This window comes from Crossiella sp. CA198 (assembly GCF_052078295.1).
Taxonomy (GTDB): Bacteria; Actinomycetota; Actinomycetes; order Mycobacteriales; family Pseudonocardiaceae; genus Crossiella.
Genome location: NZ_JBQJIM010000043.1, coordinates 38,884 through 63,936 on the forward strand (window position 1 = coordinate 38,884; position 25,053 = coordinate 63,936).

Below are 25,053 nucleotides of genomic sequence, written 5' to 3' on the forward strand. Positions count from 1 at the left end.
GGGGTGACGCAATGTCGTTAGCGCGCACCAGGTTCGTTCACCACTACGGGCGACGGGCTGCAACGAACCGGGGAAGCGGCGGTCACGACTGGGCCACCGCGTAACGTTCCGGCAGGGACCGCGAGACAGGGTGTGACATGGGCGGCGAGGCGGGCACAGGCCAGGATCGGCGGCTCATCCGAGACGGCGCGTCCGACTGCCCGGTCACCCAGGTGGCCGCGGGGCACTGGTCCGTCCGTGGCCTGGCCGCGGGCCGCACCGTGTTGCGCAGCACCGAGACCCGGCAGGCCGGGCTGGCCATCGAACGGATGGACAAGCTGCCCAGCAAGCTGCGGCGTCCCGTGCTCTACCGCGACGGTCCCGAGCACCGCGAACATCGCAGGCAGACCGCCAGGTTCTTCACCCCGCGCCGGGTCGAGGAGCACTACCGGCCGCTCATGCGCCGGGTGGTCGAGCAGCAGATCGCCTTGCTGCACAAGGAGAAGAGCGTCGACCTCGGCCGGCTCAGCTTCGAGCTGGCGCTGACCGTGGTGGCCGAGGTGGTCGGTCTGACCGACAGCAAGCCCGGCATGGCTGGCCGGCTGGAGGCGTTCTTCCCGGTCCGCCCGCCCGGGTTCCTGGCGCTCAACCTGGCCTGGCTGCGGTTCCACTTCGGCGACGTCCGGCCCGCGGTGCGCGCCCGCCGCCGCGCGCGCCGGGACGACCTGATCTCGCACCTGATCGACGAGGGCTGCCGGGACAGCGAGATCCTCGGCGAATGCCTGACCTTCGCCGCCGCCGGCATGGTCACCACCAGGGAGTTCATCAACCTGGCCGCCTGGCACCTGTTCGCCGACCCGGACCTGCGCGAGCGCTACCGCACCGCCGAGGAACCGGACCGGCTCGCCATCCTGCACGAGTTGCTCCGGCTGGAACCCGTGGTCAACACCCTGAAGAGACGGACAAGCGCCCCGATCGAACTAGCCGGTGAGGCCGGGCCGGTGACCATCCCGGCCGGTGATCTGGTGGAGATCGAGATCAGCGCGACCAACGTCGACCCGGCCGCTGTCGGCGACCGTCCGGCCGACATCTGCCCAGGTCGCGAGCTGGCCGGCGGGCCAGGTCCGGCGGCGCTGGCCTTCGGTGACGGGGCGCACCGCTGTCCCGGCGGGTACATCGCGATGCTGGAGAGCGACCTCTTCCTGCACGCCCTGTTCACCCAGCCGGGGATCACCCTGGAGAGTGCGCCGACGGTGGCGTTCCGACCGGAGATCGCCGCGTACGAGCTGCGTGGCCTGCGCGTCTCAGTGCGGGGAACCTGAAGTCGGCTCGGCCCGCGCCCGCTGAAGGACTACGGTCGGAACCGGGTCTAGGTGGGAGCGTGACGTGGCAGGGTCGCCCCGGTCGGGACGGTTGGGACTGAACGTCGACGCGCTGCGCGCGGTCGAAGGGGTCCCGGACGTCCGCCACCCGCAGCGGGAGGTCAACGGTCCGCCGGGGCCGCCGGTGTTCGAGGGCCTCGGACCGCACGCGGGCGCGGTGGCGGTGGCGGTGGCCGTGCTCGGTCCGGACGCGCCACTGCGGGACACCGCGGAACTCGCCCAGCTCAGCCTGCCGGACACCCTCGCCGCGGTGGACGTGCTGACCGCGGCGGGCGTGCTGGTCAACCAGGTGCCGCTGTCCTTCCGGGCGGCCGAGACCGCGCAGACCGTCCTGTGTGGACTGCCGGTGGGCGCGCGGATCACCGTGCGGCTGCGGGCGGCCGAACTCCTGCGCGCGCTGCCCGGTGCGGCCGAGCGGACCGCGGACCAGCTGGTGCTCATCGGTCCGGTCGGCCTGGACTGGGCGGCCGACGCGCTGCGTGCCGCCTCGGCCCAGGCGCTGGACCGAGGGGACTGGCGGGCGGCGGCGGAGTACCTGCGACAGGCGCTGGCCGAACCGCTGCCGGTGGCCGAGCGGGTGGACTACACCCAGCGGCTGGCCGCGATGCTCACCGACACCGACCCGCTGGCCGCGGTGACCTGCCTGCTGCAGGAGCTGCGGCGCCCGGACACCCCGGCCGAGGTCACCGCCACCACCGGGTTGCTGCGGCGACTGGCGACCCGGTTGCCCAGCACCCAGGACGTGCTGCGCCTGTTCGACGAGGCGGCCGACCGGGTGCACCAGCACGATCCGGCCGCCGCGGTGCGGTTGCAGCTCACCAGGGCCGGGTTCGCGCTGTTCCGCCCGGGTGGCACGACCCGGCTGAGCAGGCTGGAACGCTGGCTGTCCGAGGCGAACCTGGCCGATCCGGTCGCCCGCCGGGGCCTGGCCGCGGTCCGCTCCTGCCTGGCCGCGTTGCGCGAGCCACGGGCGGGCGACGCGATCGAGCTGGCCACCGCGGTGCTGGCCGAGGCCAACGTCAAACGGGAGTGGGACGCCTGCTGGCTGGCGTTGTCCGCGCTGCTGCTCGCCGGGGACGACGAGGCCACCGAACGCGCCTGCCGCCGACTGGACGCCGACCTGCCCGCCGACGGCGCCGAGATCCAGCGCTTCGGCTGCGAGTTGACCAAGGGCTACTACCTGCGGCGACAGGGAAAACTGGGTGCCACAGTGTCCACTTTGGACAGTCTGCTGACCGCGTGTGCGGAGTACGGCCTGGCCCGCAACCACCCGATCGTGGCCACCGCTGCGGCCAACCTGGCCGAAACCCTGGTGCACACTGGAGCACTACGGCGGGCGGAACAGGTGCTCGCGGAATACCGCCTCGACGGCGACATCCGCGACACCGGCTCTTCGATGTGCCTGCTACGCGGCCGGGGCGCGGTCGCCGCCGCCAACGGCGACCTGGACACCGCGCTGGCCGCACAACTCGACTGCGGCCGGCACGTCACCGGCTGGGCCGAGCTGAACGCCGAATTCCTGCCCTGGCGCTTCGAGGCGGTGCTCACCCTGCTCCGCGCCGACCGCCACGACGACGCGGTCGCCCTCGCCGAAGCCGACCAGGCCGCCGCGACCGCCTGGGGCACCCCGCGCGCGCTGGGTTTCGCCGCCTACGCCAGGGCGCTGACCCGCCACGGCGCCCAGCGGATCGCGTTGCTCACCGAAGCGGCACAACACCTCTTCGCCGCGGGCGCCGCGCTGTCGGAGGCGCACGCCCGCTACGACCTGGCCCTAGCCCTGCACGAGACAGGATCCGCCGAGCAAGCCGTGCCCCACCTCGCCCGCGCCCGCGAACTCGTCGACCACTGCGGCGCCGCGGCCCTGGGCGAACGCCTGGGCGCCCGCACCCCGCCCGACCGCCCACTGCTCACCCCGCAGGAACGCCGGATCGCCCGCAGGGTCGCCCGCGGCCACACCAACACCGAGATCGCCGAAGACCTGAGCCTGGCCCGCCGCACGGTCGAGTTCCACCTGTCCAGCGTCTACCGCAAACTGGCCATCACCGGCCGCGGCGACCTGCTCGCCTGGACCGGCCCGGAGATCGACTGACCGACCAGGAGGTCGACTTAGCCGATCGCCGCCACCGACCGGCCCGAAGATCGACCAGCCCGCCCAAAGATCGACCAGAGGCGGCGGAGACCGACTCGAAGCGGCGGCGATCGGCCAGGAGCGACGACGATCGCGGCCAGCGGCGGCGATGATCGCGGCCAGCAACGGCGACGACCGGCTAGGAGGCGGCGGCCCGATCCCGCACCAGCCGAAACGCCTCGATGTACTTCGGCAGTTCCTGCCGCGCCGCCTCCAGGCTGCGCCGGTCGACCGCCACCGCGGCCACCCGCTCCCCGGGAATCAACCAGTCCGCGGCCGACTCTCGCTCGTCCTCCCCGGCACACCGCAGCAGTAGGCACACCGAGTCCAAGGTCCGCACCAGCTCCGCGACAATCCCCGCCGCCTGCTCGGTGTCCAACGCCAGCAAGCCATCAGCGGCCAGCCGAAGGAAAAGATCACCCGCAAGCCCGCCGTACCCGGTGTCGCCGCTCGCCATCCCGCGCCTCCACAACCCGCCGATCGGACCGCTCAGAAGTCCACTACTCCCCAGCCCCCGCCCGATACCCCCACCCCCCAAGATCTGCCCAGACACCCGACCGGTCTTGCCCGCACGGACACCCCGAAGTCCGCTTCTGGACACCTCCGCCCCTCGACCGGACACAATTTCCACCACAGACCACCGATGTCTCCACCGCCGACCACTGTCTCCGCTGCCGAACACCAATTCACCACACCTTCGGGTGGCTCTCGCTTCTTGTCCTGGTATCGCGAAGTGGGTGAACTCGCTGGTCAGGTAAGGTGAGGTGGATTCGGGCAGAGCTGGTTTGGACGTTCGAGGCCGGGTTTCCCGGGCAAGATCCAGACGGCAAGGAACCGAATCGGTGTTACCCGCGTTGCGCAGGAGAACAGTGGCGCCGGCAAGCGCGGCACAGCCGTGTCAGCAGGGCGGCCGACGCGGCGAGCAAGTGGGTCCAGCGGCGGAGAGCCCGGACGTGCCAGGCAAGCCGCACTCGCAGGCCCGCCGGGCCCACGCTGGCGGGCCCACGCTGGGTCGTGCACCCGCGGCCCTGCGGACCCGCGATCATGTGCACCCGGACGTGCTGAGTGGACCCGCGAGCTGGGGCAGACGTGCCCAGTAGGGCTGGCGCCCCGGGTAGGACGGGCCGCAGGGCTGGTGTGCCCGGCGGGGCCAACGAGTGAGACCGGGCCAAGCTGTGCTGGCCAGGCAGGCCGGTCCGGCGGGCCGGGGACGGGATCCGCGCTCGGAGCACATGAAGCGGGCGTCGGACACGCCGGAACCGGGCATCCCGGCGACTTCGCAGACCGTTCGCGGCCCGCCGGCCAGGTCCCCGCGCCACCGGCCGGACTTCCAGCTTGTCGGCCCGCACCCCGCCCAGACCCACACCCCGCCCACCGTCGCACCGGTCTCGCGCCCGCAACCCGTCTGACCTGCATGTCCAGAACCAGCCACACCTCCGGCCCGACCCCCAGCCTGCTGGCCCTCGACATCCGCCGGGTCGTAAGTTACTGCGCATGCTGCCCGGACCCCCGTCGGACATGTGGATCGGTCGCGACAAGGAACTCGAGGTCCTCCGGTCGGCTGTGGACGCCCTGGGCCGGGGGACGGGTGCGGTGGTGTGGGTTGAGGGGGAGCCGGGGAGTGGGAAGTCGGCGCTGGTCGCGCGAGGGTTGGGGGCGGCGCGGGCGGCGGGGTATGACGTGTTGGCCGGGGTGGCGGATCCGATGTCGCAGCGGTCGCCGTTGCAGGTGATGTTGGACCTGCTGCAGGTGGGGCCTCGGTCGGGGGATCCTCGGCGGGCGCGGATCGCGGGGATGTTGCGGGAGCGGCGGTTGGGGTTGCTGGAGGCCGCCGATGTCGCCTGGGTTGAGATCGAGTTGTTGGCGGGGTTGGTGGACGAGTTGTGCACGGCTGGGCCGACCGTGCTCGTCGTCGACGATCTCCAGTACCTCGATGAGGCCTCCTTCCTGTTGTGGCATCGGCTGGTGACGGCGGTCGATCAGTTGCCGTTGTTGCTGGTCACCACCTGTCGGCCGGTGCCTCGGCGACGGGAGGTGCTCGAACTGCGGGCGGCGTTGGCCCGGCGGGGGCATCCGCTGCTGGTGGTGGAGCCGTTGGGGGCCGATGAGGCGGCCGCGATGCTGGCTGGGCTGGTGGGGGAGGTGGACCCGGGGGTGCTGGACCGGTTGCGGGAGTTGGCCATGGGGAATCCGCTCTACCTGCGGGAGCTGGCTGACGCGGTGCGGCGCAACAGCGCGGTGGGGGACGGCGAGGTGGAGTTGCCGACCTCGTTCGCGGAGGCGTTGACCGGGCGGTTGCGGGTGGTGCCGGAAGGATCAGCGGAGATCCTGCGGATGGCCGCCTTGCTCGGTGGGCGGTTCGCGGTCACCGAGTTGGCGGTGCTGATGCGGCGGTCGGCGGCGGAGTTGGTGCTGGGGCTCCAGGACGCGCTGGCGGCCGGGATCGTGGTGGACACCGGTGGGCAGATGGCGTTCCGGCATCCGTTGATCCGGCAGGCGCTCTACGACGGGATGTCCGCGGCGTTGCGGGCCGCGCTGCACCGGGAGGCGGCGCAGGCGCTGGCGGTGTCCGGGGCCGGGGCGTTGCGGGTGGCCGAGCAGCTGCTCGCCTCCGGGCAGCCGGGGGACGCCTGGGCGCGGGGGTGGCTGGCGGGCACGGCGACCGCGCTGGCCGCGCACGCGCCGGAGGTGGCCATCGAGTTGCTCTGCCGGGATGTGGATCAGCCCCTGGTCGAGGACGAGCACGGCGAGATCCTGCTGGTTGTGCTGGCCTGGGTGTCGCTCGGGGTCGGCCGCCACGACGACGCGGTGGTGCGGGCGCGGCAGGGACTGGCCGCGGCGACCCGGACCGGGCACCGGGCGGAGATGTACTTCGTGCTGGTGCGGGCCTTGTTCAGCCTGGGGCGCAACACCGAGGCGGTCGAGGCGGTGCGGCGGGCGTTGTCCCGCACCGATCTGCCGGTGGCCTGGCGGGCCCGGTTGCTGGTGTCGCTGGCCATGTTCCAGCGTGCAGGCGAGGGCGACGTGGACGCCGCCGAGGTCACCGCGCGGCAGGCGCTGAACCTGGCCGAGAGCGTCGGCGACTCCTTCGCCACCGCCTACGCGCTGACCGTGCGGTGGCTCAACCAGTCCATCCGCCGCGATCATCTCGGTGCGCTGACCAGCATCGACCGTGCCCTGGAGGTACTGCGCGGCGGACCGGAGCACGCCGATCTGCACGCCTACGCCCAGGACGGGCGGATCTTCAGCCTGCAGAACCTGGGTCGCTGGCCGGAGGCAGCCGCCGCGCTTCGGCAGGAACGCGAGGGTGCCGCGCACCGTTCCACCGGCACCAGGCTCGGGGTGACCGCGGCGGTGCTGCTGTACTGGCTGGGGGAGTGGGGCGACGCGCTGGCCGAACTCGATCCGAATCACCTGGACGTGGTTGGTTTCACCTATTCAGGGCTGCGCGAACCCGGTCCGTCACTGCTGTGGCACGGTGTCGCCGCGTTGATCGCCGCCCGCCAGGACAACCGGGACACCGCGCGCGAGCACCTGCGCACCGGCGGCGCGCTGCCGATCACTACCATCGGCGACCGGGAGAACCGGGACTTCCTGGTCGCCGCGCAGAGCGTGGTGCTGGAACAGGACGGCGACCCGCGGGCGGCCATGACCACCCTCGCCGGGATGCTGCTGGACCGCCGCTCCGGCGAGATGTCGCTGATCCACCAGTGGCTGCCCGACCTGGTCCGCCTGGCCACCGAACTCGGCGAGCCCGACACCGTGCGCGCCGCGCTGGCCGCCTGCCGGTCCGAGGCCGACGCCGAGACCACCCCCGGCCGGGCCGCCGCGGCCGTGCTGCGCTGCCAGGGCCTGGCCGAGGCGGACCCCGGGCCGCTGCGCGCCGCGGTCCAGCGCTACCGGGACACCGGCCCCGCGATCGACCTCGCCGCCACCCTGGAAGACCTGGCCGCCGTGCTCGCCGGCCGCGGCGAGGTCGCCGAGGCCAGACAGGCGCTGCATGAGGCCGTCACGCACTACGGCGAGTTCGGCGCTGACTGGGACATCCGCCGCGCCGAGGGCCGCCTGCGCGAGCACGGCGTCCGCCGGGGCGTGCGTGGCCGCCGCGCCCAGCGCGAGGTCTCCGGGTGGGCCGCGCTCACCCCCACCGAACTGCGTATCGCCGACCTGGTCGCCGACGGCCAGTCCACCCCGGGCATCGCCGCCGGGCTCTTCCTCTCGCCACGCACCGTGCAGACCCACATCTCGCACATCCTGGGCAAACTCGGTGTGCGCGGCCGGGTCGAGATCGCCCGCGAGGTCTTCCGTCGCCGGGCGGCTGACCAGGCCGGATGACATCCGCGGAGGACACGGGCTGTCCTCCGCAGGTCACCTCCGCAGGTACCCGCGGGTTGCCCGAGCGCACCACCGGGTGTGCCCGTTCGTCCCCCGGTCCCCGCAGGTCAACACCCTGTCGAGAGCACACCGTCAGGTGGCCGATGTCTCTTGCGTCACTCAGCGTCAGGATTGCGGTGTCGGTCCACCAGGTACGGGGAGAACGCTGTGGAAGCAATTCGCGTGGCGGTGTGCGCACCTGATCCACTCACCGCCGCAGGCCTGTCCAGCACCCTGCGCACCCGTCCGGAGATGGCGGTCGAGGAGGGCCTGCAGTCACCGCGTTCGGACGCCAGGGTGGTCGTGGCCGACTCGCTCACCCCCGAACTGCTCTCCGTGCTGCGCCGCGCGGCGGCCAACGGCGGCGTGCCGGTGGTCCTGGTGGTCAACCAGCTCGACGAGTCCGAACTGCTCGCCGCGGTGGAATGCCGGGTGGTGGCGGTGCTGCCCAGGGCCGCGGCCACCGGCGACCGGCTGGTGCACAGCATCCGCGCGGCCGCCGCCGGCGGCGGGGTGCTGCCGCCCGCCATGCTCGGTGAGCTGCTCAAACACGTCGAGCGGCTGCAACGTGAACTGCTCGCGCCCAAGAGCATGAACGCCGCCGGGCTCAGCCCGCGCGAGGTCGACGTGCTGCGGTTGATGGCCGACGGCTGGGACACCGCGGAGATCGCCACCCAGCTCTGCTACTCCGAGCGCACCGTGAAGAACGTGATCTCCGGCGTCACCCAGCGGCTCAACCTGAAGAACCGGCCGCACGCGGTCGCCTACGCGTTGCGCGCCGGGATGATCTGAGCGGGCGCCGCGAGGTCCGCGGCCGCCCGCCCAGCGCGCGAGGTCAGTCCTTGACGATGTTCCGCACCGCGTCCTTGGCCTTCTCCGCGCCCTGCTTCAGATCGCCCTTGGCCTGGTCACCCCGGCCTTCGGCTTCCATGCCTTCGTCATCGGTCGCCTTGCCAGTGGCTTCCTTGATCTTGCCCTTGACCTGGTCGGCCTTGGCGTCGATCTTCTTCTCGGTGCTCATCGGAAGCTCCCCTGCTCGAGTTCGGGCTGTCGTGGGGCAGGGTGCCCGCAGCCAGCCGATCCAACCCGATTCAGCCGAGCCTGCGCCCCACCACGGTGATCTCGTGCCGGTTGTGCTGCAACTGCCGGGCTTCCAGGATCTCGTAGCGCTGCCGCAGCCGGTCCAGCGCCACCCGCACCGTGTCGTAGGGCCGGTTGGTGCCGACCTTGAGCGTCACCACGCACAGCGCGCCGGGCAGCAGCCGCTCGGCGGCGTCCACCATCACCTGCGCGGAGAGCACCGCGTCCATCCGCATGTCGTTGACGGCCAGCGCGAACCGCTGCCGGGTGCGCTCGAAGAACCGGCCCGCGGTGGTGCGTTCGTGGTGCACCAGTGGATCGGTCAGCAGCCGCGGGTCCAGGTCGCCGGGGTCCACCGCCCACACCTCCAGGCCGCGTTCGCGCAGGATCCGGGTCCAGCCGCCAGGACTCGCGCCCAGGTCCACCGCGGTCCCGCCGCGCGGCAGCGGCAGGTCGACCAGCTTGAACAGCTCCTCCAGCTTGAACTCGGCCCGGCAGATCTGCCCGGCTGGCTTGGCCAGCCGAACCCTGCCTCCCGGCCAGTCGCTGAGCGCGTGCGTGGTCCCGGCGAAGCCCAGCGACACATGCGCGTCCGAGATCACCGCCGAGAGCACCTGCCCTGCCCCGGACCGGTGGACTGGGAAACCCTGCTCCGCCAACGCTTTCCCGAGTTCGGTGTACAGCTCCTGGGAACCGTAGGCCACCGCCCGCTTACCGCTGACCCACGCCTGCACGGCCACTTCGGCCCCGGTGTCCAGACGCTCGGCGAGCAGCGGGCCGGCCGCCGCGGTCAGCGCGTCCAGGGAGGCCTCGGCCGCGGGCAGTCGCAGCAGCTCCTCGGTGAGGTGCCGCACGAACACCACCGGCTTGGCCCGCGCCGCGTCCGCGATCTCCGCCAGCGTGCCGTCGGTGGTCAGACAGCCCAGGTCAGGGCCGAGCCGCTCGACCTTCCCGCCCGGTGCCAGCTCCCGCAGCCCACGCGAGGCGGCCGCGAAGTACTCCTCCGACGCCGAGAACAGCACCCGCGTCACCCGTGCTCAACTCCCACCAGACGATCCACCCGCCCAGGCTAACCGGCGGCCTGACAGCCGTCGCCCGGAGCAGGCATCCTCGAACTCGGTGACCTGACGCCACTCGGCCGATGTCATCTCTATACTAGGCTGAACTACTGATAGTTCGGTCGCGCTGATGGGGAGTTTCCATGGCCCTGAGTGATTACACCGGGCGGGCCGTGCTGACCGCCGTCGATCTGGTCAACAGCCAGCAGGTGCTGACCGGGCGTGACACCCTGACCGCCGAAGCCGAGCTGGCCGGACTGCTCGGCGCCCGCGGCTGGGCGCTGGACCGGCCCCTGGTCACGACCGACCTGGAGCGGCTGCGTGCGCTACGGCCCCGGCTGCGGTTCGTCTTCGGCGGCACCCCGGTACGCAAATCGGTCGAGGACCTCAACGCGCTGCTGCGCGAGCTGGGCGCGCAACCGCAGCTCACCGACCACGACGGCGGATGGCACTGGCACTACGTCCGGCCGAGGGCGCCGCTGGCCGAGCGGGTGGCCACCACCTGCGTGGTCGCGCTGCTGACGGTCATCGCCGACGGCGGCGCGGCCCGGTTGCGGATCTGCGAGGGCACCGGCTGCGGCAACGTCTTCGTCGACGCCTCCCGGCCCAGCTCCCGCCGTTTCTGCGACACCAAGGGCTGCGGCAACCGGGCGCACGTCACCGCCTACCGCGAGCGCCGGAAGCAGCGCGATCCGAAATGACAGTAGTTAAGAGTCATTGACTGCTGACGACAGTCGCTTCTACTGTCATTGGTATGATTCTTAATACTGCTGTCAGGCTGGTCACCTTCGACAGCTACGGCACGCTGATCGACTGGGACTCCGCGCTGCGCGCCCAGCTCGCGACGTTGTTCGCCGTCCACGGAGTCGAGCTGGACGTCGGGGAGTTCCACGACCGCTGGTACCACCGGCACGCGCTGCCCGCGGTGTCCGGCCCGTTCCAGCGCTACCGCGAACTGCTCGCCGGCACCGCCGCGGCGGCCCTGGCTGAGCACGGAATCGTGCTGCCGCAAGCGGAGCTGGCCACCCTCGGCGACGCGATGGCCCAGGCGGACCCCTTCCCGGACACCGTCCCGGTGCTCGCCGAGCTGCGCCGCCACCTCCCGCTGGCCACGATCTCCAACAGCCAGCAGGACATCATCGAGGTCAGCGCGCGCAAGCTGGGCGACCCGTTCACGCACGTCATCACCGGCGAGGTGGCCGGGGCGTACAAGCCGAATCCCGCCCTGTTCGAGCTGGTGCTGGCGCACGCGGGGGTACGGCCGCACGAGGTGGTGCACGTGGCCCAGTCCCAGTTCGTCGACCTGCCCCGCTCGGTGCCGATGGGCATCCCGACGGTGTGGATCAACCGCCAGGCCCAGACCCGGCACCCGGACACCCCGGAACCCGCCGCCGAGTTGCCGGACCTGCGCGGCCTGCCCGCACTCCTGGGGTACGCCCGATGACGCCGACCCAGCAACTCCTCGACGCCCTCACCGCCTTCGCCCCCGACCGGCTGCCCGCCGAGGTCCTCGGCCAGGCAGGCACCGCCCTCTACGACTGCCTCGGCGCCCAACTCGCCGCCACCTCCGGCCAGTACCCGATCATGCCGTTGCTGGCCCGGCTGGTCCGCGAGACCGGCGGCACCCCCGAGTCCCGCCTGGTCGGATCCTCCTTGCGTACCAACGCCGCCACCGCGTCGCTCGCCAACGGCACCCTGGCCTACTACTGCGACATCGAAAGCCATCACCCCGCCGCCAACGTGCACGCCATCGCCGTGATCGGCCCGGCGGCGCTGGCCGTCGGCGAACGTCAACACGCCACCGGCATTGAGGTGCTGGCCGCGATCGTGGCCGGTGTCGACATCGCCGCCCGGGTCAGCTACGCGCTGGGCCCCGGCGCGCAGTACGCCCGCGGCTTCCACCCGACCACGGTGGCAGGCACCCTGGGCAGCGCGGTCGCCGCGGGCCTGTTGCTACGCCTGGACAACGACCGGTTCCGCAACGCACTCGGCCTGGCAGGCACCAGCGCGGGCGGCCTGCTGTCCTGGGTCGACGATCCGACCGAACAGTCCCGCCCGCTCAACATCGGCCTGGCCGCCCAGGCCGGCGTGCAGGCGGCGCTGCTGGCCGCCACCGGTTTCCGCGGCCCGGCCGACATCCTCGGCGGCAAATACCCGTTCGGCCAGGCGTTCACCGGCCAGTGGGACCAGCACGCGCTGCTGGACGGCCTCGGCACCCGCCACGAGATCACCCGGCTCTTCTACAAACGCAACGCCTGCTGCGTCTTCATTCCAGCCAGCCTGGACGCCTTGCTCGACATCATGGCCACGGAATCCCTGTCCGCACAGGACATCGACCAGATCACCATCCGCGCGCCCGAGTCGTCCTACCAGGTCATCGACAACAACCCGCTGCGCTCACACAGCGTCCAGTACGTCCTGGCCGTCGCCGCGCACCAGGGCCACGTCGCCTTCACCGACATCCTCACCGACCGCCGCGCCGACCCGGATATCGCCGCCCTGGCCCACAAAATCACCATCACCGGCGACCCCGGATTCGACCGGCACGCCCACCAGTCCATCGGCTCCGCCGTCCACCTCACCACCAACGCCGGCGTTACCCACCACCGGGAAGTCGAACACCCCATGGGCAGTCACGAAAACCCACTGTCCACACAGGACCTGGACGACAAGTTCACCGCCCTCACCGCCGGCATCCTCACCCCAGCCCAAGCCGTCGAACTCAAGTCCACGATCGACAACCTGCACACCCTCCCCGACATCAACCACCTCACCCGCCTGCTAGAACTGGGTTAGGGAAGCGACATCAGGGGCGAAACACCATGCCAACCGACCTCACCCGGCTCATCTCGGCCGCGGGCGGCCACCCGGCCGACCTCACCACCGTGATCAACGAGGTGGGCCCGGCCCGCTGCACCGAGATCGCCGCCGACGAAATCGCCTACCGCCTCGACCCACCCCGCCTGGGCCCCGACACCACGATCGAGGTCCAACTCCGCCTGTCCCACCACAACACCACCACCGACCACCTGGTCACCATCACCGACTCAGGCGCCACCCACACCCAGGCCCGATCCGCCGACCCGCACGCCACCATCCACCAGGACCTGGGCGAACTGCTCCGCCAACTCCTCGGTCCCCGCAACGCCGGGGGGCCCCGCCACCCGTCAGGTGGAACTCCGCGACTCCGGGAACATCGAGTCCTTCCGCCGCCCACCGGTCGCCTTCGCCGCCACCCAACGCCTGCTGGCCACCCTGGACCACCGCGACCAGCCCACCCTGACCGAACTGGCCAGCCGCCACGAGTCGGACAAATGGGGAATCCACCAGTACACCCAGCACTACCCGCGCTACCTCGAACCGCTGCGCGACCGCCCGCTGACCATCCTGGAGATCGGCATCGGCGGCTTCGACAATCCCACCGCGGGCGGCGCCTCCCTGCGCATGTGGAAGCACTACTTCCCACGCGCCACCATCTACGGCGTCGACGTGCACGACAAGACTCCCCATGCCCAGCAACGCATCCACATCCTGCGCGCCGACCAGTCCGATCCCCAGGCCCTGGCCGAGGTCGTGGCCCGGACCGGCCCGCTGGACATCGTCATCGACGACGGCAGTCACCAGAACGCCCACGTGCTGACCACCTTCCGCACCCTGTTCCCGCACGTCCGCGACGGCGGCTACTACGCGATCGAGGACCTGCAGACCTCCTACTGGCCCCGTTTCGGCGGCACCAGCGAGGACTTCAACTCCCCACACACCAGCCTCGGCTTCCTCAAGACCCTGGTAGACGGCCTCAACCACGAGGAAGTCCTGACGTCAAGCCCCCGCGATCGCGCCCCTACCGACCGGTCGGTAAGGAGCCTGCACTTCCACCACAACCTGGCGATCATCGAGAAGGGCGTGAACCTGGAGGGCGGCGGCCCGGACTGGGTCCGCTACGGACCCCGGTAAGGCCCCGGTGTCGTTGACCACCCCACCCACCCCACGGGAATCTCCCCAGCCCACCAGCGTTGTTCCCGACGTGACCAGCGGAACGCGCCCGATCCGGCTCTCCATCCTCGACCGGTCGAGCACCCGGCAAGGCCAGAGCGCCGCGCAGGCGTTGCGGGACACCGTGCGCTTCGCCCAGCAGGCCGAAGAACTGGGCTATCACCGGTTCTGGGTGTCCGAGCACCACAGCGTCCCCGGCCTGGCCGGTTCGGCGCCCACGGTGCTCGCCGCGGCCATCGCGGCCGCCACCGCCACCATCCGGGTCGGCACCGGCGGCGTCATGCTGCCCAACCACCAGCCCCTGGTCGTCGCCGAACAGTTCGGCGTCCTGGAAGCCCTCTACCCCGGCCGCATCGACATGGGCCTGGGTCGCTCAGTCGGCTTCACCAACGGCGTCCGCCGCGCCCTTGGCCAGGACAAGGAAGCCGCCGACACCTTCACCACCCGTCTGACCGAACTACTCGGCTACTTCACCGGCGACCAGCAAACCCACCCCGGCGTGCACGCCCACCCCAGCGAGGGCCTACCGATCTCCCCCTTCATCCTCGCCACCGGCGCCGGCGCGGACATCGCCGCCACCTTCGGCCTCCCCCTGGTAGCAGGCGGCCCCCGGGCAACGGACGCGATCACCCGCTACCGCACCAACTTCCGCCCCTCGACCTGGTCCGCACACCCTTACGTCATCGTCGCCGCGACCATCGCCACGGCCGACACCACCGAACAAGCCCGCCACCTACTACTCCCCGAAGCCTGGTCCACCGCCCATTCCCGCACCCACGGCGAGTTCCCCGCGTTGCGTCCCCCCGAGGACGTGCTGGCGATGACCCTGACCCCACGCGAACGCACCCTGCTGGAGGAGGCACTGCGCGGCCAGCTCCACGGCACCCCCACCGAGATGGCCACCGCCCTGGACGACCTGATCAACCGCACCGGAGCCGACGAGGTCCTGGTGACGCTGAGCACCCACAGCCGCGAGGACATGCTCAACTCCTACCGCCACCTGGCAGCGGCAACCAGGAACAGCGCGACAAGTACGCGCTAGACGGCGCCATGGTCGCCATTTGACATTGTCGCGGCGTCAAGGTTGGCCATGCGGTGTCATGGTCGCCATCGCGTCTGGCCCGCCGCTGGTCACCGAACTGCCCACCGGCGCCGGTGGCCCCTGGGCGGCGCGGTGGCGGCGACTGCTGGTGGTCATTCCGGTTATCGTCGTTGCCCGTGAGGCCATCGTCCTGCTCGCGGGCTGGTCCGGTGGCGGGACGCGCTGTGGTTGCTGCTCGCGCTGGAAGGGCCGCACATCGCGCTGATCGCGGGCACCATGGGCTACGCGACCGTGCTGACCTTTCGCCGCCGTCGGGCCGGAATGCCAGTCCGGACGGCATTCCAGCGTTCCTACTACCAAGTACTCCCGGCCCCGATGGCCTGGGCGATCACCCGGGAGTTCGCCAGTCTCGCCGCGGTGCTCCGCCTGCTGCTGCGCGGCCGCCGACGAGAGGCCGGGACCTTCGGCCACAGTGTGGGGCGGGGCCGGGTCTTCGTGGTCATCATGTCGGTCATCGTCATCGAGATGGTGTTGCTGCACAACGTGATCCCGTGGCAGACGGTGCGGTTGATCCACGACATCGTCGGCGTCTGCTCACTGAGCATCGTCCTCGGCTACTGGGCGGTGCCACTGACCCGGCCGCACCAACTGCCCCCAGACTGCCTGGTGCTGCGGTCGGGGTACGACGTGGTGGCGGTGGTGCCCTTGCACAGCAACATGATCACCGACAACGAGCGACAGCGCATCCACCTGGGACTCGACCTAGCCGAGGGAAGGTTCGTCCTGCCCAACGGCCGGGGCACAACCTCTCTGGTCATCCGGCTGGCCGAGCCCGTCCGGGCACGGCTGGGACAGCGCATCGGACCGGTGCGGGTCATCCATGTCGGCGTTGATGATCCGCGTACCTTCCGGCACGCCGCCGCCGAGTTGGTCTCGATCCGGGATGCCGAGCAGTCTGGACCGTGAATGCTGATTGGAGAACTGGCCGAGGTCGGCGGTGGGTCCACCCGCGCGATCCGGTACTACCACCAGATCGGGCTGTTGCCGGAACCGGCGCGGCTGGCGAACCGCTACCGGTCCGACACGGTGCGCGACGCGGTGCGCCTGGCCCGCATCCGCCAGCTGACCGAACTGGGACTCACCCTGGCTGAAGCACGCGACGCACTCGCCGAGGACGAGGCCCGGAGCCTGGCGAACATCCTGGCCCGGTTGGAGGCCGACCTGGACCGCGAGGAGCGCGAACTGCGGGACCGGCGACGCAGGCTGCGCCGGTTGCTGGACCGCGACGACGCCACCACGAGCGAACCGATCTCCGAACTGTCCCAGCTCATCCAGGACGCCTTCCCCTACAGGGCGGCGACCCGCGAGACCGCGACTACCTCACCGTGCTGGACCGCCGCGCCACCCCAGAGCTGGCCGCGCTGCCGGTCCCTACTCGCCGACCCGCGGTTGGTGACCCACCTGCGAGGGCTGTGCCAGCGCTTCGACGAGATCAGCGAGGCCGAATCCGAGGACCCTCGGGTGACCACACTCGCCGCCGACCTACTGCGACTCCTACCCACCGAACTCACCGCCCTGATCCGCTCCCCAGCCCTTCTCCGCCATCCGCTCGCAGACGCGACGGCGCGAGGCCTACCCCCCGCACACGCCCAACTACTGAAACACCTCTTCGAGTCCTGGCGAGCACCCGGCAGAGTCCAGCCCCCGCGCACCCCTGAAATCCTTCCACAACAACCCATTCCCCACAGAACGCCGTCCGACTGCCCCCCGGTAACCCAATGGCGGCCGGAACCCAACGGCGACCCGCCGTACCAACGCGGCCAGATTTGGGCGCCGGGGGCAAAGCCCACCCGGATGGGGTGTGGGGCCGAAGCCCCACAAAACAGATAGCCGGACCAAGTTCACGCCTTCTGCGAACATGATCCGGCTATCCGGTGGTGGACGATACTGGGATTGAACCAGTGACCCCTACCGTGTCAAGGTAGTGCTCTCCCGCTGAGCTAATCGTCCGAGGCGGAGGCGGGAATCGAACCCGCGTACAGGGCTTTGCAGGCCCTTGCCTAAGCCACTCGGCCACTCCGCCGTTCCCTGTCAGACGTCCGATCCGAAGATCGTGATCCTCCAGAGGTCCGGCCCGTGAACGAGCCGCCCAGAGCGGATGACGGGATTCGAACCCGCGACCCTCACCTTGGCAAGGTGATGCGCTACCAGCTGCGCTACATCCGCGTGCGTTCGGCCTGGCGAAGTTTCCGTGCTGCTTCCCCCTGTGTTACCGGGGGTTTTCGCTCTTGCCGTCCAACGAGGAGAACCTTATCCGACGAGGGGGATCCGGATCAAATCGGGGGGTCCCCCACCGCGGGCGCGCGCCGCACCGCGCGCCGTTTCCTCAGCTCAGGTCGTTGGAGAGCAGCTGGGAGAGGGCCTCGTCCATGTTGACCCACAGGTTCTCGTTGCCCGGGGCGGCCAGGTCGTAGGTCCGGTCCAGGAAGTCGGCCAGCTCCTGCGCGGAGGCCTCGAACATGGCGTGGCCGGACGGGGAGCTGAGTTCGATCACGACGACCTCGGGGTCGTCCACGGCCGGGCGGATGCGGACGTCGCCGTCACCCGCGTCGGCGATCAGGCCGTCGGCGAGCAGGTCACGGGAGAAGACCCAGTCGACCCAGCCGGTGCGCCCGGTCCGGAACGCGGCCACCACCGCGTACGGGTCACGGGTGTCGTAGCGAAGCTCGACCTGCACCGGGACCGCGGGGGTCCGCGGGGCCAGAAGATCGAAGACCGCCGTGGAGCGGAGGGTCACATGGTCGTTGCGCATCGTCGCCCGCCTTTCTGCACTGCTGCCGTTGCCTGCCGCCCTGGGAACGGCCGTGCGATGTATTTGTGACGCGAGAGTGGCCAGTTGCGCTCGCCTATTGTCGATAGATCACCCATCCGGGGCAGAACTACTTCGGTGGGCGACCAGAATGTTGCGCTGAGTGGTCAGTCATCGTCTCTGGATTTGGCATCGAGGTCTAGCCTGAACCGGTCCGCGCCCTCGTGCGAACGCTGGATGTGAGGAACCCCTTGGTTGCTGATCGGCCGAGATCCCCGGCTGCACGGCTCGACCACGCTAGCACCGCCGCCCAGACTGACAGGCCCGCCGGAGGAGTGACCGACGGCGAGCTTGTCACCCGGTTGGCGGAAGGCGACCGCGTAGCGTTCGCAAGCCTGTACGACCGGTACTGCCGACAGGCGTACTCGTTGGCCAAACGTGTCTGTGTTGATACCCAGCTCGCCGAGGACGTGGTCCAGGAGGCTTTCCTCACATTGTGGCGGGATCCCGGCCGCTACCAGGAGCAGCGCGGCAGCGTGTCCACCTGGCTGCTGACGGTGGTGCACCACCGCGCGGTGGACGCGGTGCGCAGGGAGAACACCCAGCGCAAACGATCGGCCGCCCAGGCCGAACAGGCCCTGGTCAGCGAGCAGGAGCACCCCGGAGCCGACATCGCGGCGATCGCGGGCGTGCTCGGCGAGAAGGTGCGCGACGCCCTGCACGAGCTGACCGGGGAACAGCGGGAAGTGGTCGTGCTGGCCTACTACGGGGGCTACACCCAGTGCGAGGTCTCGGCGCTGACCGGTGTCCCGCTCGGCACGGTGAAATCACGCATGTTCGCCGCGGTGCGCAGGCTGCGCACCCTGCTGACCGGCGGGAACGAACAGGACCGGGATCTCGGGGAGCAGCGGTGAACACGGACTACCGGGGCCAGGACTGCCCCCACGAGGAACTGGCGACCGGCTGGGCGCTGCACGTGCTGGAACCGGCCGAGGTGGCCGAGTTCGAGGCGCACCTGCCCGGCTGCCCGCGCTGCCAGCACGTGGTCGCGGCCACCCACGAGATCAGCGCCGAACTCGGTCGCGGTGTCCCGCAGGAAGATCCACCAGTCCACCTTCGGGCGAACCTGCTCGCCCGAATCGACCAAGAACCCCAGGTGTCCGCCCGCCCGGACGGCCATTCCGGCGGTATCGCCGAAGCGTCGTCAACGGTCGGCGAACGGCAGCCTGATAATGAACTTTCGATCCGGCGAAGCGCCCGGAAGTCAGCCCGACCGGGCAATCGGCGCCCCCTGCTCGCCATCGCCGCCTCGGTGCTCGCCGTGGTCGCCATCGGTGGACTGGGCATCCGGGTCGTCCAGCTCGGCGCCGAACGCGACGCCGAGGCAGGCCGCTCCGCCGCGCTCGCCAAGGCCGTGCAACTGATCGGCGACCCCAACATGCGCCGGGCCCTCATCGGCGCCGCGGGCGACGGTCACCCGGTGGCGATGGTGGTCGCCGCGGGCAACCGGGGCGTGCTGGTCCCGATGGACCTCCCGGCCAACGACCAGGCCAAGCAGACCTACGTGCTCTGGGGCGTCGCCGGCGCCGGCCAGGCCCCGCGAGCCCTGGGCGCCTTCGACGTGGCGGGCCCGGAATCCGAGCCCAGGACCGTAAGCTGGCCCGACAACGCGCCGCAGTTCACCGGGTACGCGGTGTCCCTGGAGAACGGGCGTGCCGCACCCACGACCCCGACCACCGTCGTGGGCCAAGGAAACCTGGAGTAGGCGCTGAGCACCACCTCCGAACAACCCGAGTCAGCGGGCTTCACCAAGCAAGGCGCCCAGCCCCACGTGCTGGACCGCCTCGCCCAGCGTTGGGGCTTCGCCGCCAAGATCCGCGGCAACCCCACCCTGCGACTCCTCTTCCGCATCGCCGTAGGCGTGATCGGCGGCCTGGTGCTCGCCCTCGGCGTCGTGCTGATCCCCTACCCGGGCCCAGGCTGGCTGGTCGTCTTCGCCGGCCTGGCCATCCTGGCCACCGAGTTCTCCTGGGCAGGCAAGGCCCTCGCCTTCGCCAAGTCCAAGTACGACGCCTGGACCCACTGGCTGCGCCGCCAGCACTGGGCCCTCCGCTGGGGCGTCCTGGCCGCCACCGGCCTCATCGTCCTGCTCACCCTGTGGCTGCTCAACGTCTTCGGCATGATCGCCGGCTGGTTTGACCTGGACCTCCCCTGGCTGCGGACCCCGTTTTCGCGCTAGCGAGTGGATCGTGTAATGTTCTTCCTGCCCGGCCGGAAGGCAGGGCGGGTAGACCCGGGCGATTAGCTCAGCGGGAGAGCACTTCGTTCACACCGAAGGGGTCACTGGTTCGATCCCAGTATCGCCCACCTGGTCAGGGCCCATCCACTGTGCAGTGGATGGGCCCTGATTCATTTTCGAGTGACTAACTGAGTGACTACGGGTCTGATCAGTCGCTACGCCGGGTCAGCCCGCCGGTTCAGGCCGGGGCAGCTATGCCGCTGAGGTCGGGAAGATGTCGTCCATGGCCTCCGCCCCGTACCGGACCACCGGGCGGAGCTGGTGCCGGTAGACCCGTTCCGTGACCGCCGTTCCGGAGTGACCGACCAGCAGCGCGATCCGTTCCAGCGTCAGCCCGTTGTCGGACAAGAGCGAGACGAAGCTGTGCCGCAGTTCCCGCGGTGTCCAGACCAACGGGTCCAGCCCAGCCGCCTTGAGGATCCGCCGGAAGCCACGGCGAACGTTGTGGGCGTCGAGTTCCGTTCCGACCTCGGAGGCGAAGACGATCCCGGCTTCCCGCCACCTGCTCCCGGCTCTTTCCTTCTGTACCTGCTGAATCCTCTGCTGGGACTCCAACGCCCGCACTCCCCGTTGAGGCAGGGCCAGGGTCCGGCGCGATCTCTTGGTCTTCGTGTCTCCTCCCGCCCGCACCGACCGCCACACGTTGATGGTTGGTGGCTTCGGTTCCGGCTTGGCTTCGGGTTTGCCCCTGAGATCGACGTCAGGCCAGATCAGCGGACGGGCTTCTTCAGTCCGCGCACCGGTCACCAGCGACGTCACGATGTAGTTGCCGATGGTGGAGTTGTCTCGTTCGGCGACATCAAGCAGGGCCGCGGCTTGGGTGTAATTCAGCGCCTTCGACGGCCGTCCTGGGCGTCCGGTCGGCACTTCGCACAGCAGGGCGACATTCCGCTTTACCTTGTCTCGCTTGCGGGCCCGGTTGAACGAGCGCACCAGGATGGCCCGAAGATCCTCCAAGGTGCGTGTACTGAGCACTTTCGCCTTGTCTGCCAACAGTTCGTCGACCTCATCCGCAGTGAGGTCCATCCCTGGCCGCCGCCCAATCGTCGGGTACAGATGCTTCTTGGCGAGAATCCGCAGCTTGCTCACCGTCGCGTCTGCCTGTTTGACCAACCCGTACTTCAACCAGTCTTCGATGATCCCCTGCACGGTCAGCTTGGCGTCTGGAGCGGGAACCCCGTCCTGGAGATCGCGCACCATCTCATCGAGCTTGTTCTTAGCCTCGGTCTTGTTCTTGCCGCTGGCCTTCTTGGTCTTTCTCTTCCCTGCGGGTGTCCATCCGATCGTCACCTCAGCGATCCAGCGCTTTCGGGCCTTGTCGTAGTACAGGCCACCATCCCCACGGCTACGCCGTTTTGCCATAGGACACCCCCGATTCTCGTTCCAGCAGCGCGACGTACTCTTCGATGGCGCGTGCCGGAATCAGCCGCGTCCGTCCTTCCTGCACCGACTTGAGCCGACCAGACCGGATCAGTTCGTACAGGGCGGTTCTGCCCAACCCGAGCACCGTGATGGCCTCATCAACCCGGTACAGCACCTTCCCCGCCACACCAGACCTCGGCCGGAGTCCTGCTGCCATCACTGCACCTTCCGTGCTGGTCGATCCGGCCGGGACAGGGCCGACACCTGCCTGTCCCGGCCGTTTCCGCTGCTCAATACCCCTGCCGGGACAGGTGGGACAGGTGGGACAGCACCCCCGTTCATCGCGTACCCCCAGCGGCCAGTGGGACGAAGTACCGGCCGGTGGCGTCTCGGGTGAGCTGGTCGGCCTCGCACATCCGGGCGCAGGTCCGGCGCACCGTGTCGTACGCGGCGTCGACTGCGGCCGCGATCTCCTTCGGCTGCTTTCCCGGGTTCTCCCGCAGGTAGCGCAGGATCGCTGAACGGGTGTCGCCCAAGGTGTGGTCAATCGCGGGACCGTCCAACATGGACCATGCGCCGTTACTGGGGTTGAACGCCAAGGCGTAGTCGGCTTCTTCGACGTCGCGGCCGGTTACGTGCAGGACGCCATCGGCGTTGTTGCGGGCCCGCTCCAGCACCAGCACCGCGTCAGCCGCCCCGGCAATTCCGTTGGTGCCGGACACGGTGGTGAGGAAGTCCTCGCTGGCGGCCTTGCGGACGTGGTGCACCAGCACAACGGCGATGCCGTAGTGGTCGGCAACCCGCTTGGCGCGGCCGACCGCGAGGTAGTCGGCGTCGTACTGCTGCATGTTGCCTGGCTCGGCTCCACGAACCTTGGCGAACACATCGATGACCACCAGGCGCGCCTTGGGGTTGCGATCCAACCACCGCGCGATTGCGGTGTCACCGCCCTGGGGCAACGGCGGGCAGGTAGTGGCCAGGGTGAGCGCGGCCGGTGCCGGAGTGTCACCGAGCATCTTGCCCATGCGGGTCTTGAGCCGCCGGGCGGTGTCCTCCAATGCGAGGTAGAGCACCGGGCCGGGGTCAATGTCGATCGACCCCAGCGCGCGGGCACCGGAGGCGATAGACAGGCCCAGGCCGAGGGACATCCAGGACTTGCCGACCTTGGGCGGCCCGGCCAGCAGGCTGACGCCTTCACAGAGCACCCCGGGCACGGCCCACTTCGGGTCCGGAAACTCGGTGGCCATCAGCTTGTCGGCGGTCCAGGCATCCGGGAAGGGATCGACCTCGGCCGCGGCCAGGTTGGGTGTCATCGTGCACGCTCCCCGTGGATGCGGATGGTGGGAATGCCGGCAGACTCGGCCAGCGCAGCGCAGCCCACCGATCCCTGGGAGGCGGGCAGCAGGAACGCGATGCAGAGGTCCGCGCCCAGGCTGACCATGTGCCGGTTTCGGATCGGTCCGGCGGCCGGGCCGCGGCCGTGCCAGTCGGCGGGGTGGGCCTCGGTGGCCAGTCCCCAGGTGCACCACTGGTGTGCGGCCATCAGGTCCGCCCCGCGGCATGCGCCGTGGACCAGCACCGCGCCGGGGAATCGGCGGCGGGCCTTGGTCAGAGCCAGCCGGAGTGTGCGGACGTCGGTCCAGTCCCGGCTTCCGGTGATGAGGATGCGCGTGGTCATGCCGCACCCCGATCCGGCGCGGCGAACAGCTCGCCGGTGGGCGCCGGGGCCGGGGTGCGCCGGACGCGCGGGCGCTGCTGGCCATCCCGTAGGCCGTTCTGGACGTTGCGGATCACCATCGCGGTGGTGCACCCGCACTGGCCGCCGATGATGTGGCCTGCGGCGGCAAGCAGGGCAGATTCGGCTGTAGCCGCGGGGAGATCCCCGGAGCCAACGAGCTGCCCGAGTGCGACCCCAGCGCAGTACAGGGTGTTCTGATGCTCCCTGCGCTGGGCCGCTCGGACCTTGGCGCACTCCCCGCGCACGGCGGCTTCGACGTAGGCGGGCATGCGCTCACCGGCGATTTGAGCGGTCGCTGAAACGGCCGGTGGCGGCTTGGGAGTCAGGGCCTGGACCAACCACCCTGGCAACTCCGCCACGGGGCTGTCCGAGACCACCTTGTAGAGCCCGTTCGCGGTGACCGATCCCGGGGCCAGGACATAGCCGCCGACGCCGCGGGTGTCGACCATGGGGCCGAGCCCAGCGCCGCGCTTGCCCTGGGTGTTGCCCAGCCGCACCCCTGCCGGCATCCGGAAGTACAGGTGCAGCCCACCGGAGGGGGTGGCCACGGTCCAGGTGTCCCACGGCACCGGCTCTCCGGCCTGTTCGCAGACCAGGGTGAACACGTCCTGCCCATCGCGAATCCCCCTGCGGTTCCAGCCGTCCGGAAGGTCTTCGCCGGGTGACTTGGGCACGTCCAGGTCGACCACGAGCAGTCCGGCCGCCCCGGTAGCCAGCCCGACGTTCCACTCCCCCGCTACCCAGCAGGCGCGGATGCGGTCAGCCTCGGTGGTGGCGCGCTGTTCCCACCCGAGGTGGCCGTTGGCGCACCGCCCGGTGCGCGGGCAGTCCTGTGTGGAGTGCAGCGCGGGCTTCTTGCTGCGCCTGGCCAGGGGGAAGACCGGCCAGCCACGGGCAGCCGCGGCCAGTGCGGCGGCGAGCAGCGTTGTGGGGTGGTTGGTCATGGCGGTCGCTCCTTTCTGGACGGTGGTCACTGGACGCGGCGGTTGCCGACCCAGATCTGCCCGGTGACGGTGTTGGGGTCCATCCGGAACCAGCGCTTGCCGTTGGCATCAGTGACGGTGACCATCTCTGCCTCCGCGCTCTTGCTGACGCTGGGGCGCTGGGCGCGTTCGGCGCGGCGAGCGGCGCGTTCGGCTTCGCGCTGACTCCGGCGCTCCTCCCGCTGGGCAGCCCGTTCCTGGTTGCCGACGGTGGCGGCACGCGGGGCGGTGTGGGAGATGTCCACTGGGCCCCGGTTGCCGACTACGAGTACTTCGTTCGGCCCGACCGTGGTCGTCCCCTACCTGGACAGGGCTTACGGGCTTCTGGCCAGGCTGTGGTGCGGGCTGGGCGCGGTCGGTCATGGTGGTCTCCTGTGGTGGCTGGCCTGTGGTGAGAGCGGCGTGGGCCTGATTCAGACGGGCGGTGGCCTGCTCAATCCCGACCCGGTCCCCTGCGGCCTGGGCAGCAGCGAGGGCCTTGCGGGCCCGGGATCGTTGCTGGCGGGCGGCGGTGCGGGCGCGGTCGCTGACCTTGCTGCCGTTGCAGCGGCGGCCTCCGGTGCGGCACACGAGGTGTCACGTCCCCTTGATGAGCTGGAAGAAGACAGGGGCGGTGTTCACTTCCGGCCGCCCTTGCGGTTGGCCTTCTTGGCGGCCTTGCAGGCCGGGCAGGTCACCGACAGGAACCAGCCGGAGGTCTCGACCTTGGTGATGGTCAGCCCGCACAACGTGGTGGAGCTGCCGTTCCACCAGGAGCGGGTGGCTTCGATGTGGATGGTCCAGTTCGACATGAGGTACTCCTGTGGCGAAGGTGGTCAGCGGGTGC

Annotated in this window: 26 protein-coding genes, 4 tRNA genes and 1 pseudogene; 17 read left to right on the top strand and 14 right to left on the bottom strand. The window is 70.4% G+C overall.

Going from position 1 to position 25,053, the window contains the following annotated elements; translation table 11 throughout:
* Window positions 1-137 precede the first annotated feature (137 nt).
* Window positions 138-1,301 (top strand): cytochrome P450, encoded by a 1,164-nt coding sequence (locus tag ACTOWY_RS41855; protein ID WP_441315145.1) that lies wholly within the window; start codon window positions 138-140, stop codon window positions 1,299-1,301.
* Window positions 1,302-1,392: 91 nt separating this feature from the next.
* A complete protein-coding gene (locus ACTOWY_RS41860; protein WP_441315146.1) occupies window positions 1,393-3,450 on the top strand; it encodes a response regulator transcription factor in 2,058 nt (685 codons plus the stop codon).
* A gap of 178 nt (window positions 3,451-3,628) precedes the next feature.
* On the opposite strand, the gene ACTOWY_RS41865 is transcribed toward ACTOWY_RS41860, so the two are convergent.
* Window positions 3,629-3,946, bottom strand: coding sequence for a hypothetical protein (locus ACTOWY_RS41865; RefSeq protein WP_441315147.1), 318 nt, complete (start codon window positions 3,944-3,946; stop codon window positions 3,629-3,631).
* A gap of 1,061 nt (window positions 3,947-5,007) precedes the next feature.
* Between ACTOWY_RS41865 and ACTOWY_RS41870 the strand changes: the two genes are divergently transcribed.
* A complete protein-coding gene (locus ACTOWY_RS41870) occupies window positions 5,008-7,824 on the top strand; it encodes an ATP-binding protein (protein WP_441315169.1) in 2,817 nt (938 codons plus the stop codon).
* A gap of 207 nt (window positions 7,825-8,031) precedes the next feature.
* On the top strand, window positions 8,032-8,655 hold the full coding sequence (locus ACTOWY_RS41875) for a helix-turn-helix transcriptional regulator (protein WP_441315148.1): 624 nt from the start codon (window positions 8,032-8,034) through the stop codon (window positions 8,653-8,655).
* A gap of 43 nt (window positions 8,656-8,698) precedes the next feature.
* Here the strand turns inward: ACTOWY_RS41875 and ACTOWY_RS41880 are convergent, their stop codons facing one another.
* Entirely contained in the window at window positions 8,699-8,884 is a 186-nt protein-coding gene (locus tag ACTOWY_RS41880) for a CsbD family protein (protein ID WP_441315149.1), read from the bottom strand.
* Window positions 8,885-8,954: 70 nt separating this feature from the next.
* Entirely contained in the window at window positions 8,955-9,965 is a 1,011-nt protein-coding gene (locus ACTOWY_RS41885; protein ID WP_441315150.1) for an SAM-dependent methyltransferase, read from the bottom strand.
* Between the two features lie 179 nt (window positions 9,966-10,144).
* Here ACTOWY_RS41885 and ACTOWY_RS41890 point away from each other — a divergent pair, with 179 nt between their 5' ends.
* From ACTOWY_RS41890 to ACTOWY_RS41930, 9 genes and pseudogenes are all read left to right on the top strand, one after another.
* The gene (locus tag ACTOWY_RS41890) at window positions 10,145-10,702 is read left to right on the top strand and encodes a CGNR zinc finger domain-containing protein (protein ID WP_441315151.1); all 558 of its coding nucleotides are present in this window, start codon (window positions 10,145-10,147) and stop codon (window positions 10,700-10,702) included.
* A 53-nt stretch (window positions 10,703-10,755) separates the two neighbouring features.
* On the top strand, window positions 10,756-11,445 hold the full coding sequence (locus ACTOWY_RS41895; RefSeq protein WP_441315152.1) for a haloacid dehalogenase type II: 690 nt from the start codon (window positions 10,756-10,758) through the stop codon (window positions 11,443-11,445).
* Complete coding sequence (locus ACTOWY_RS41900) at window positions 11,442-12,797, top strand: MmgE/PrpD family protein (protein WP_441315153.1); 1,356 nt, start codon at window positions 11,442-11,444, stop codon at window positions 12,795-12,797. Before ACTOWY_RS41895 ends, ACTOWY_RS41900 begins: the two co-directional genes overlap by 4 nt.
* A gap of 26 nt (window positions 12,798-12,823) precedes the next feature.
* Window positions 12,824-13,135, top strand: a pseudogene (locus tag ACTOWY_RS41905) (hypothetical protein); the annotation flags it as partial.
* Between the two features lie 37 nt (window positions 13,136-13,172).
* On the top strand, window positions 13,173-13,955 hold the full coding sequence (locus tag ACTOWY_RS41910; RefSeq protein WP_441315154.1) for a class I SAM-dependent methyltransferase: 783 nt from the start codon (window positions 13,173-13,175) through the stop codon (window positions 13,953-13,955).
* Between the two features lie 70 nt (window positions 13,956-14,025).
* Window positions 14,026-15,036 carry an MsnO8 family LLM class oxidoreductase gene (locus ACTOWY_RS41915; protein ID WP_441315155.1) on the top strand — a complete coding sequence of 337 codons (1,011 nt, stop codon included), beginning with the start codon at window positions 14,026-14,028 and terminating at the stop codon, window positions 15,034-15,036.
* 58 nt (window positions 15,037-15,094) lie between these two features.
* Window positions 15,095-15,301 carry a hypothetical protein gene (locus ACTOWY_RS41920; protein WP_441315156.1) on the top strand — a complete coding sequence of 69 codons (207 nt, stop codon included), beginning with the start codon at window positions 15,095-15,097 and terminating at the stop codon, window positions 15,299-15,301.
* A complete protein-coding gene (locus ACTOWY_RS41925) occupies window positions 15,265-16,002 on the top strand; it encodes a hypothetical protein (RefSeq protein ID WP_441315157.1) in 738 nt (245 codons plus the stop codon). The genes ACTOWY_RS41920 and ACTOWY_RS41925 overlap by 37 nt, the downstream gene beginning before the upstream one ends.
* Entirely contained in the window at window positions 16,003-16,926 is a 924-nt protein-coding gene (locus ACTOWY_RS41930) for a MerR family transcriptional regulator (RefSeq protein ID WP_441315158.1), read from the top strand.
* Between the two features lie 45 nt (window positions 16,927-16,971).
* Here ACTOWY_RS41930 and ACTOWY_RS41935 read toward each other — a convergent pair.
* From ACTOWY_RS41935 to ACTOWY_RS41950, 4 genes are all read right to left on the bottom strand, one after another.
* Window positions 16,972-17,046: transfer RNA gene (locus ACTOWY_RS41935), tRNA-Val, on the bottom strand.
* A gap of 1 nt (window position 17,047) precedes the next feature.
* A tRNA-Cys gene (locus tag ACTOWY_RS41940) sits at window positions 17,048-17,119 on the bottom strand.
* 70 nt (window positions 17,120-17,189) lie between these two features.
* A tRNA-Gly gene (locus ACTOWY_RS41945) sits at window positions 17,190-17,262 on the bottom strand.
* A gap of 160 nt (window positions 17,263-17,422) precedes the next feature.
* Complete coding sequence (locus tag ACTOWY_RS41950) at window positions 17,423-17,848, bottom strand: SsgA family sporulation/cell division regulator (RefSeq protein WP_185007996.1); 426 nt, start codon at window positions 17,846-17,848, stop codon at window positions 17,423-17,425.
* Window positions 17,849-18,180: 332 nt separating this feature from the next.
* On the opposite strand from ACTOWY_RS41950, the gene ACTOWY_RS41955 reads away from it, so the two are divergent.
* From ACTOWY_RS41955 to ACTOWY_RS41970, 4 genes are all read left to right on the top strand, one after another.
* The gene (locus ACTOWY_RS41955; protein WP_441315159.1) at window positions 18,181-18,759 is read left to right on the top strand and encodes a sigma-70 family RNA polymerase sigma factor; all 579 of its coding nucleotides are present in this window, start codon (window positions 18,181-18,183) and stop codon (window positions 18,757-18,759) included.
* On the top strand, window positions 18,756-19,610 hold the full coding sequence (locus ACTOWY_RS41960) for an anti-sigma factor domain-containing protein (protein WP_441315160.1): 855 nt from the start codon (window positions 18,756-18,758) through the stop codon (window positions 19,608-19,610). The genes ACTOWY_RS41955 and ACTOWY_RS41960 overlap by 4 nt, the downstream gene beginning before the upstream one ends.
* Before the next feature lie 66 nt (window positions 19,611-19,676).
* Window positions 19,677-20,084 (top strand): TIGR02611 family protein, encoded by a 408-nt coding sequence (locus tag ACTOWY_RS41965; RefSeq protein WP_441315161.1) that lies wholly within the window; start codon window positions 19,677-19,679, stop codon window positions 20,082-20,084.
* A gap of 56 nt (window positions 20,085-20,140) precedes the next feature.
* Window positions 20,141-20,212: transfer RNA gene (locus ACTOWY_RS41970), tRNA-Val, on the top strand.
* 124 nt (window positions 20,213-20,336) lie between these two features.
* Here ACTOWY_RS41970 and ACTOWY_RS41975 read toward each other — a convergent pair.
* The 7 genes from ACTOWY_RS41975 to ACTOWY_RS42005 all read right to left on the bottom strand — a co-directional run bounded on the left by ACTOWY_RS41975 (window position 20,337) and on the right by ACTOWY_RS42005 (window position 25,018).
* Window positions 20,337-21,506: a site-specific integrase gene (locus ACTOWY_RS41975; protein WP_441315162.1), complete on the bottom strand. Its 1,170-nt coding sequence runs from the start codon at window positions 21,504-21,506 to the stop codon at window positions 20,337-20,339.
* Complete coding sequence (locus ACTOWY_RS41980; protein WP_441315163.1) at window positions 21,490-21,723, bottom strand: helix-turn-helix domain-containing protein; 234 nt, start codon at window positions 21,721-21,723, stop codon at window positions 21,490-21,492. Before ACTOWY_RS41980 ends, ACTOWY_RS41975 begins: the two co-directional genes overlap by 17 nt.
* A 121-nt stretch (window positions 21,724-21,844) precedes the next feature.
* Window positions 21,845-22,819 carry an AAA family ATPase gene (locus ACTOWY_RS41985; protein ID WP_441315164.1) on the bottom strand — a complete coding sequence of 325 codons (975 nt, stop codon included), beginning with the start codon at window positions 22,817-22,819 and terminating at the stop codon, window positions 21,845-21,847.
* Entirely contained in the window at window positions 22,816-23,184 is a 369-nt protein-coding gene (locus tag ACTOWY_RS41990; protein ID WP_441315165.1) for a DUF2493 domain-containing protein, read from the bottom strand. Before ACTOWY_RS41990 ends, ACTOWY_RS41985 begins: the two co-directional genes overlap by 4 nt.
* Complete coding sequence (locus ACTOWY_RS41995) at window positions 23,181-24,188, bottom strand: bifunctional DNA primase/polymerase (protein ID WP_441315166.1); 1,008 nt, start codon at window positions 24,186-24,188, stop codon at window positions 23,181-23,183. The genes ACTOWY_RS41990 and ACTOWY_RS41995 overlap by 4 nt, the downstream gene beginning before the upstream one ends.
* A 26-nt stretch (window positions 24,189-24,214) precedes the next feature.
* A complete protein-coding gene (locus ACTOWY_RS42000) occupies window positions 24,215-24,472 on the bottom strand; it encodes a hypothetical protein (RefSeq protein ID WP_441315167.1) in 258 nt (85 codons plus the stop codon).
* A 372-nt stretch (window positions 24,473-24,844) separates the two neighbouring features.
* A complete protein-coding gene (locus tag ACTOWY_RS42005) occupies window positions 24,845-25,018 on the bottom strand; it encodes a hypothetical protein (RefSeq protein WP_441315168.1) in 174 nt (57 codons plus the stop codon).
* Window positions 25,019-25,053: the final 35 nt, after the last annotated feature.

What these genes read in the sequence shown, in the direction of transcription:
- ACTOWY_RS41930 (WP_441315158.1), top strand. Translation starts at nt 16,003, where the DNA reads ATGCTGATTGGAGAACTGGCCGAGGTCGGCGGTGGGTCCACCCGCGCG.
- ACTOWY_RS41920 (WP_441315156.1), top strand. Translation starts at nt 15,095, where the DNA reads ATGGTCGCCATCGCGTCTGGCCCGCCGCTGGTCACCGAACTGCCCACC.
- ACTOWY_RS41870 (WP_441315169.1), top strand. Translation starts at nt 5,008, where the DNA reads ATGTGGATCGGTCGCGACAAGGAACTCGAGGTCCTCCGGTCGGCTGTG.
- ACTOWY_RS41980 (WP_441315163.1), bottom strand. Translation starts at nt 21,723, where the DNA reads ATGGCAGCAGGACTCCGGCCGAGGTCTGGTGTGGCGGGGAAGGTGCTG.
- ACTOWY_RS41890 (WP_441315151.1), top strand. Translation starts at nt 10,145, where the DNA reads ATGGCCCTGAGTGATTACACCGGGCGGGCCGTGCTGACCGCCGTCGAT.
- ACTOWY_RS41985 (WP_441315164.1), bottom strand. Translation starts at nt 22,819, where the DNA reads ATGACACCCAACCTGGCCGCGGCCGAGGTCGATCCCTTCCCGGATGCC.
- ACTOWY_RS41880 (WP_441315149.1), bottom strand. Translation starts at nt 8,884, where the DNA reads ATGAGCACCGAGAAGAAGATCGACGCCAAGGCCGACCAGGTCAAGGGC.
- ACTOWY_RS42005 (WP_441315168.1), bottom strand. Translation starts at nt 25,018, where the DNA reads ATGTCGAACTGGACCATCCACATCGAAGCCACCCGCTCCTGGTGGAAC.
- ACTOWY_RS41975 (WP_441315162.1), bottom strand. Translation starts at nt 21,506, where the DNA reads ATGGCAAAACGGCGTAGCCGTGGGGATGGTGGCCTGTACTACGACAAG.
- ACTOWY_RS41895 (WP_441315152.1), top strand. Translation starts at nt 10,756, where the DNA reads ATGATTCTTAATACTGCTGTCAGGCTGGTCACCTTCGACAGCTACGGC.
- ACTOWY_RS41990 (WP_441315165.1), bottom strand. Translation starts at nt 23,184, where the DNA reads ATGACCACGCGCATCCTCATCACCGGAAGCCGGGACTGGACCGACGTC.
- ACTOWY_RS41900 (WP_441315153.1), top strand. Translation starts at nt 11,442, where the DNA reads ATGACGCCGACCCAGCAACTCCTCGACGCCCTCACCGCCTTCGCCCCC.
- ACTOWY_RS41950 (WP_185007996.1), bottom strand. Translation starts at nt 17,848, where the DNA reads ATGCGCAACGACCATGTGACCCTCCGCTCCACGGCGGTCTTCGATCTT.
- ACTOWY_RS41855 (WP_441315145.1), top strand. Translation starts at nt 138, where the DNA reads ATGGGCGGCGAGGCGGGCACAGGCCAGGATCGGCGGCTCATCCGAGAC.
- ACTOWY_RS41995 (WP_441315166.1), bottom strand. Translation starts at nt 24,188, where the DNA reads ATGACCAACCACCCCACAACGCTGCTCGCCGCCGCACTGGCCGCGGCT.
- ACTOWY_RS41865 (WP_441315147.1), bottom strand. Translation starts at nt 3,946, where the DNA reads ATGGCGAGCGGCGACACCGGGTACGGCGGGCTTGCGGGTGATCTTTTC.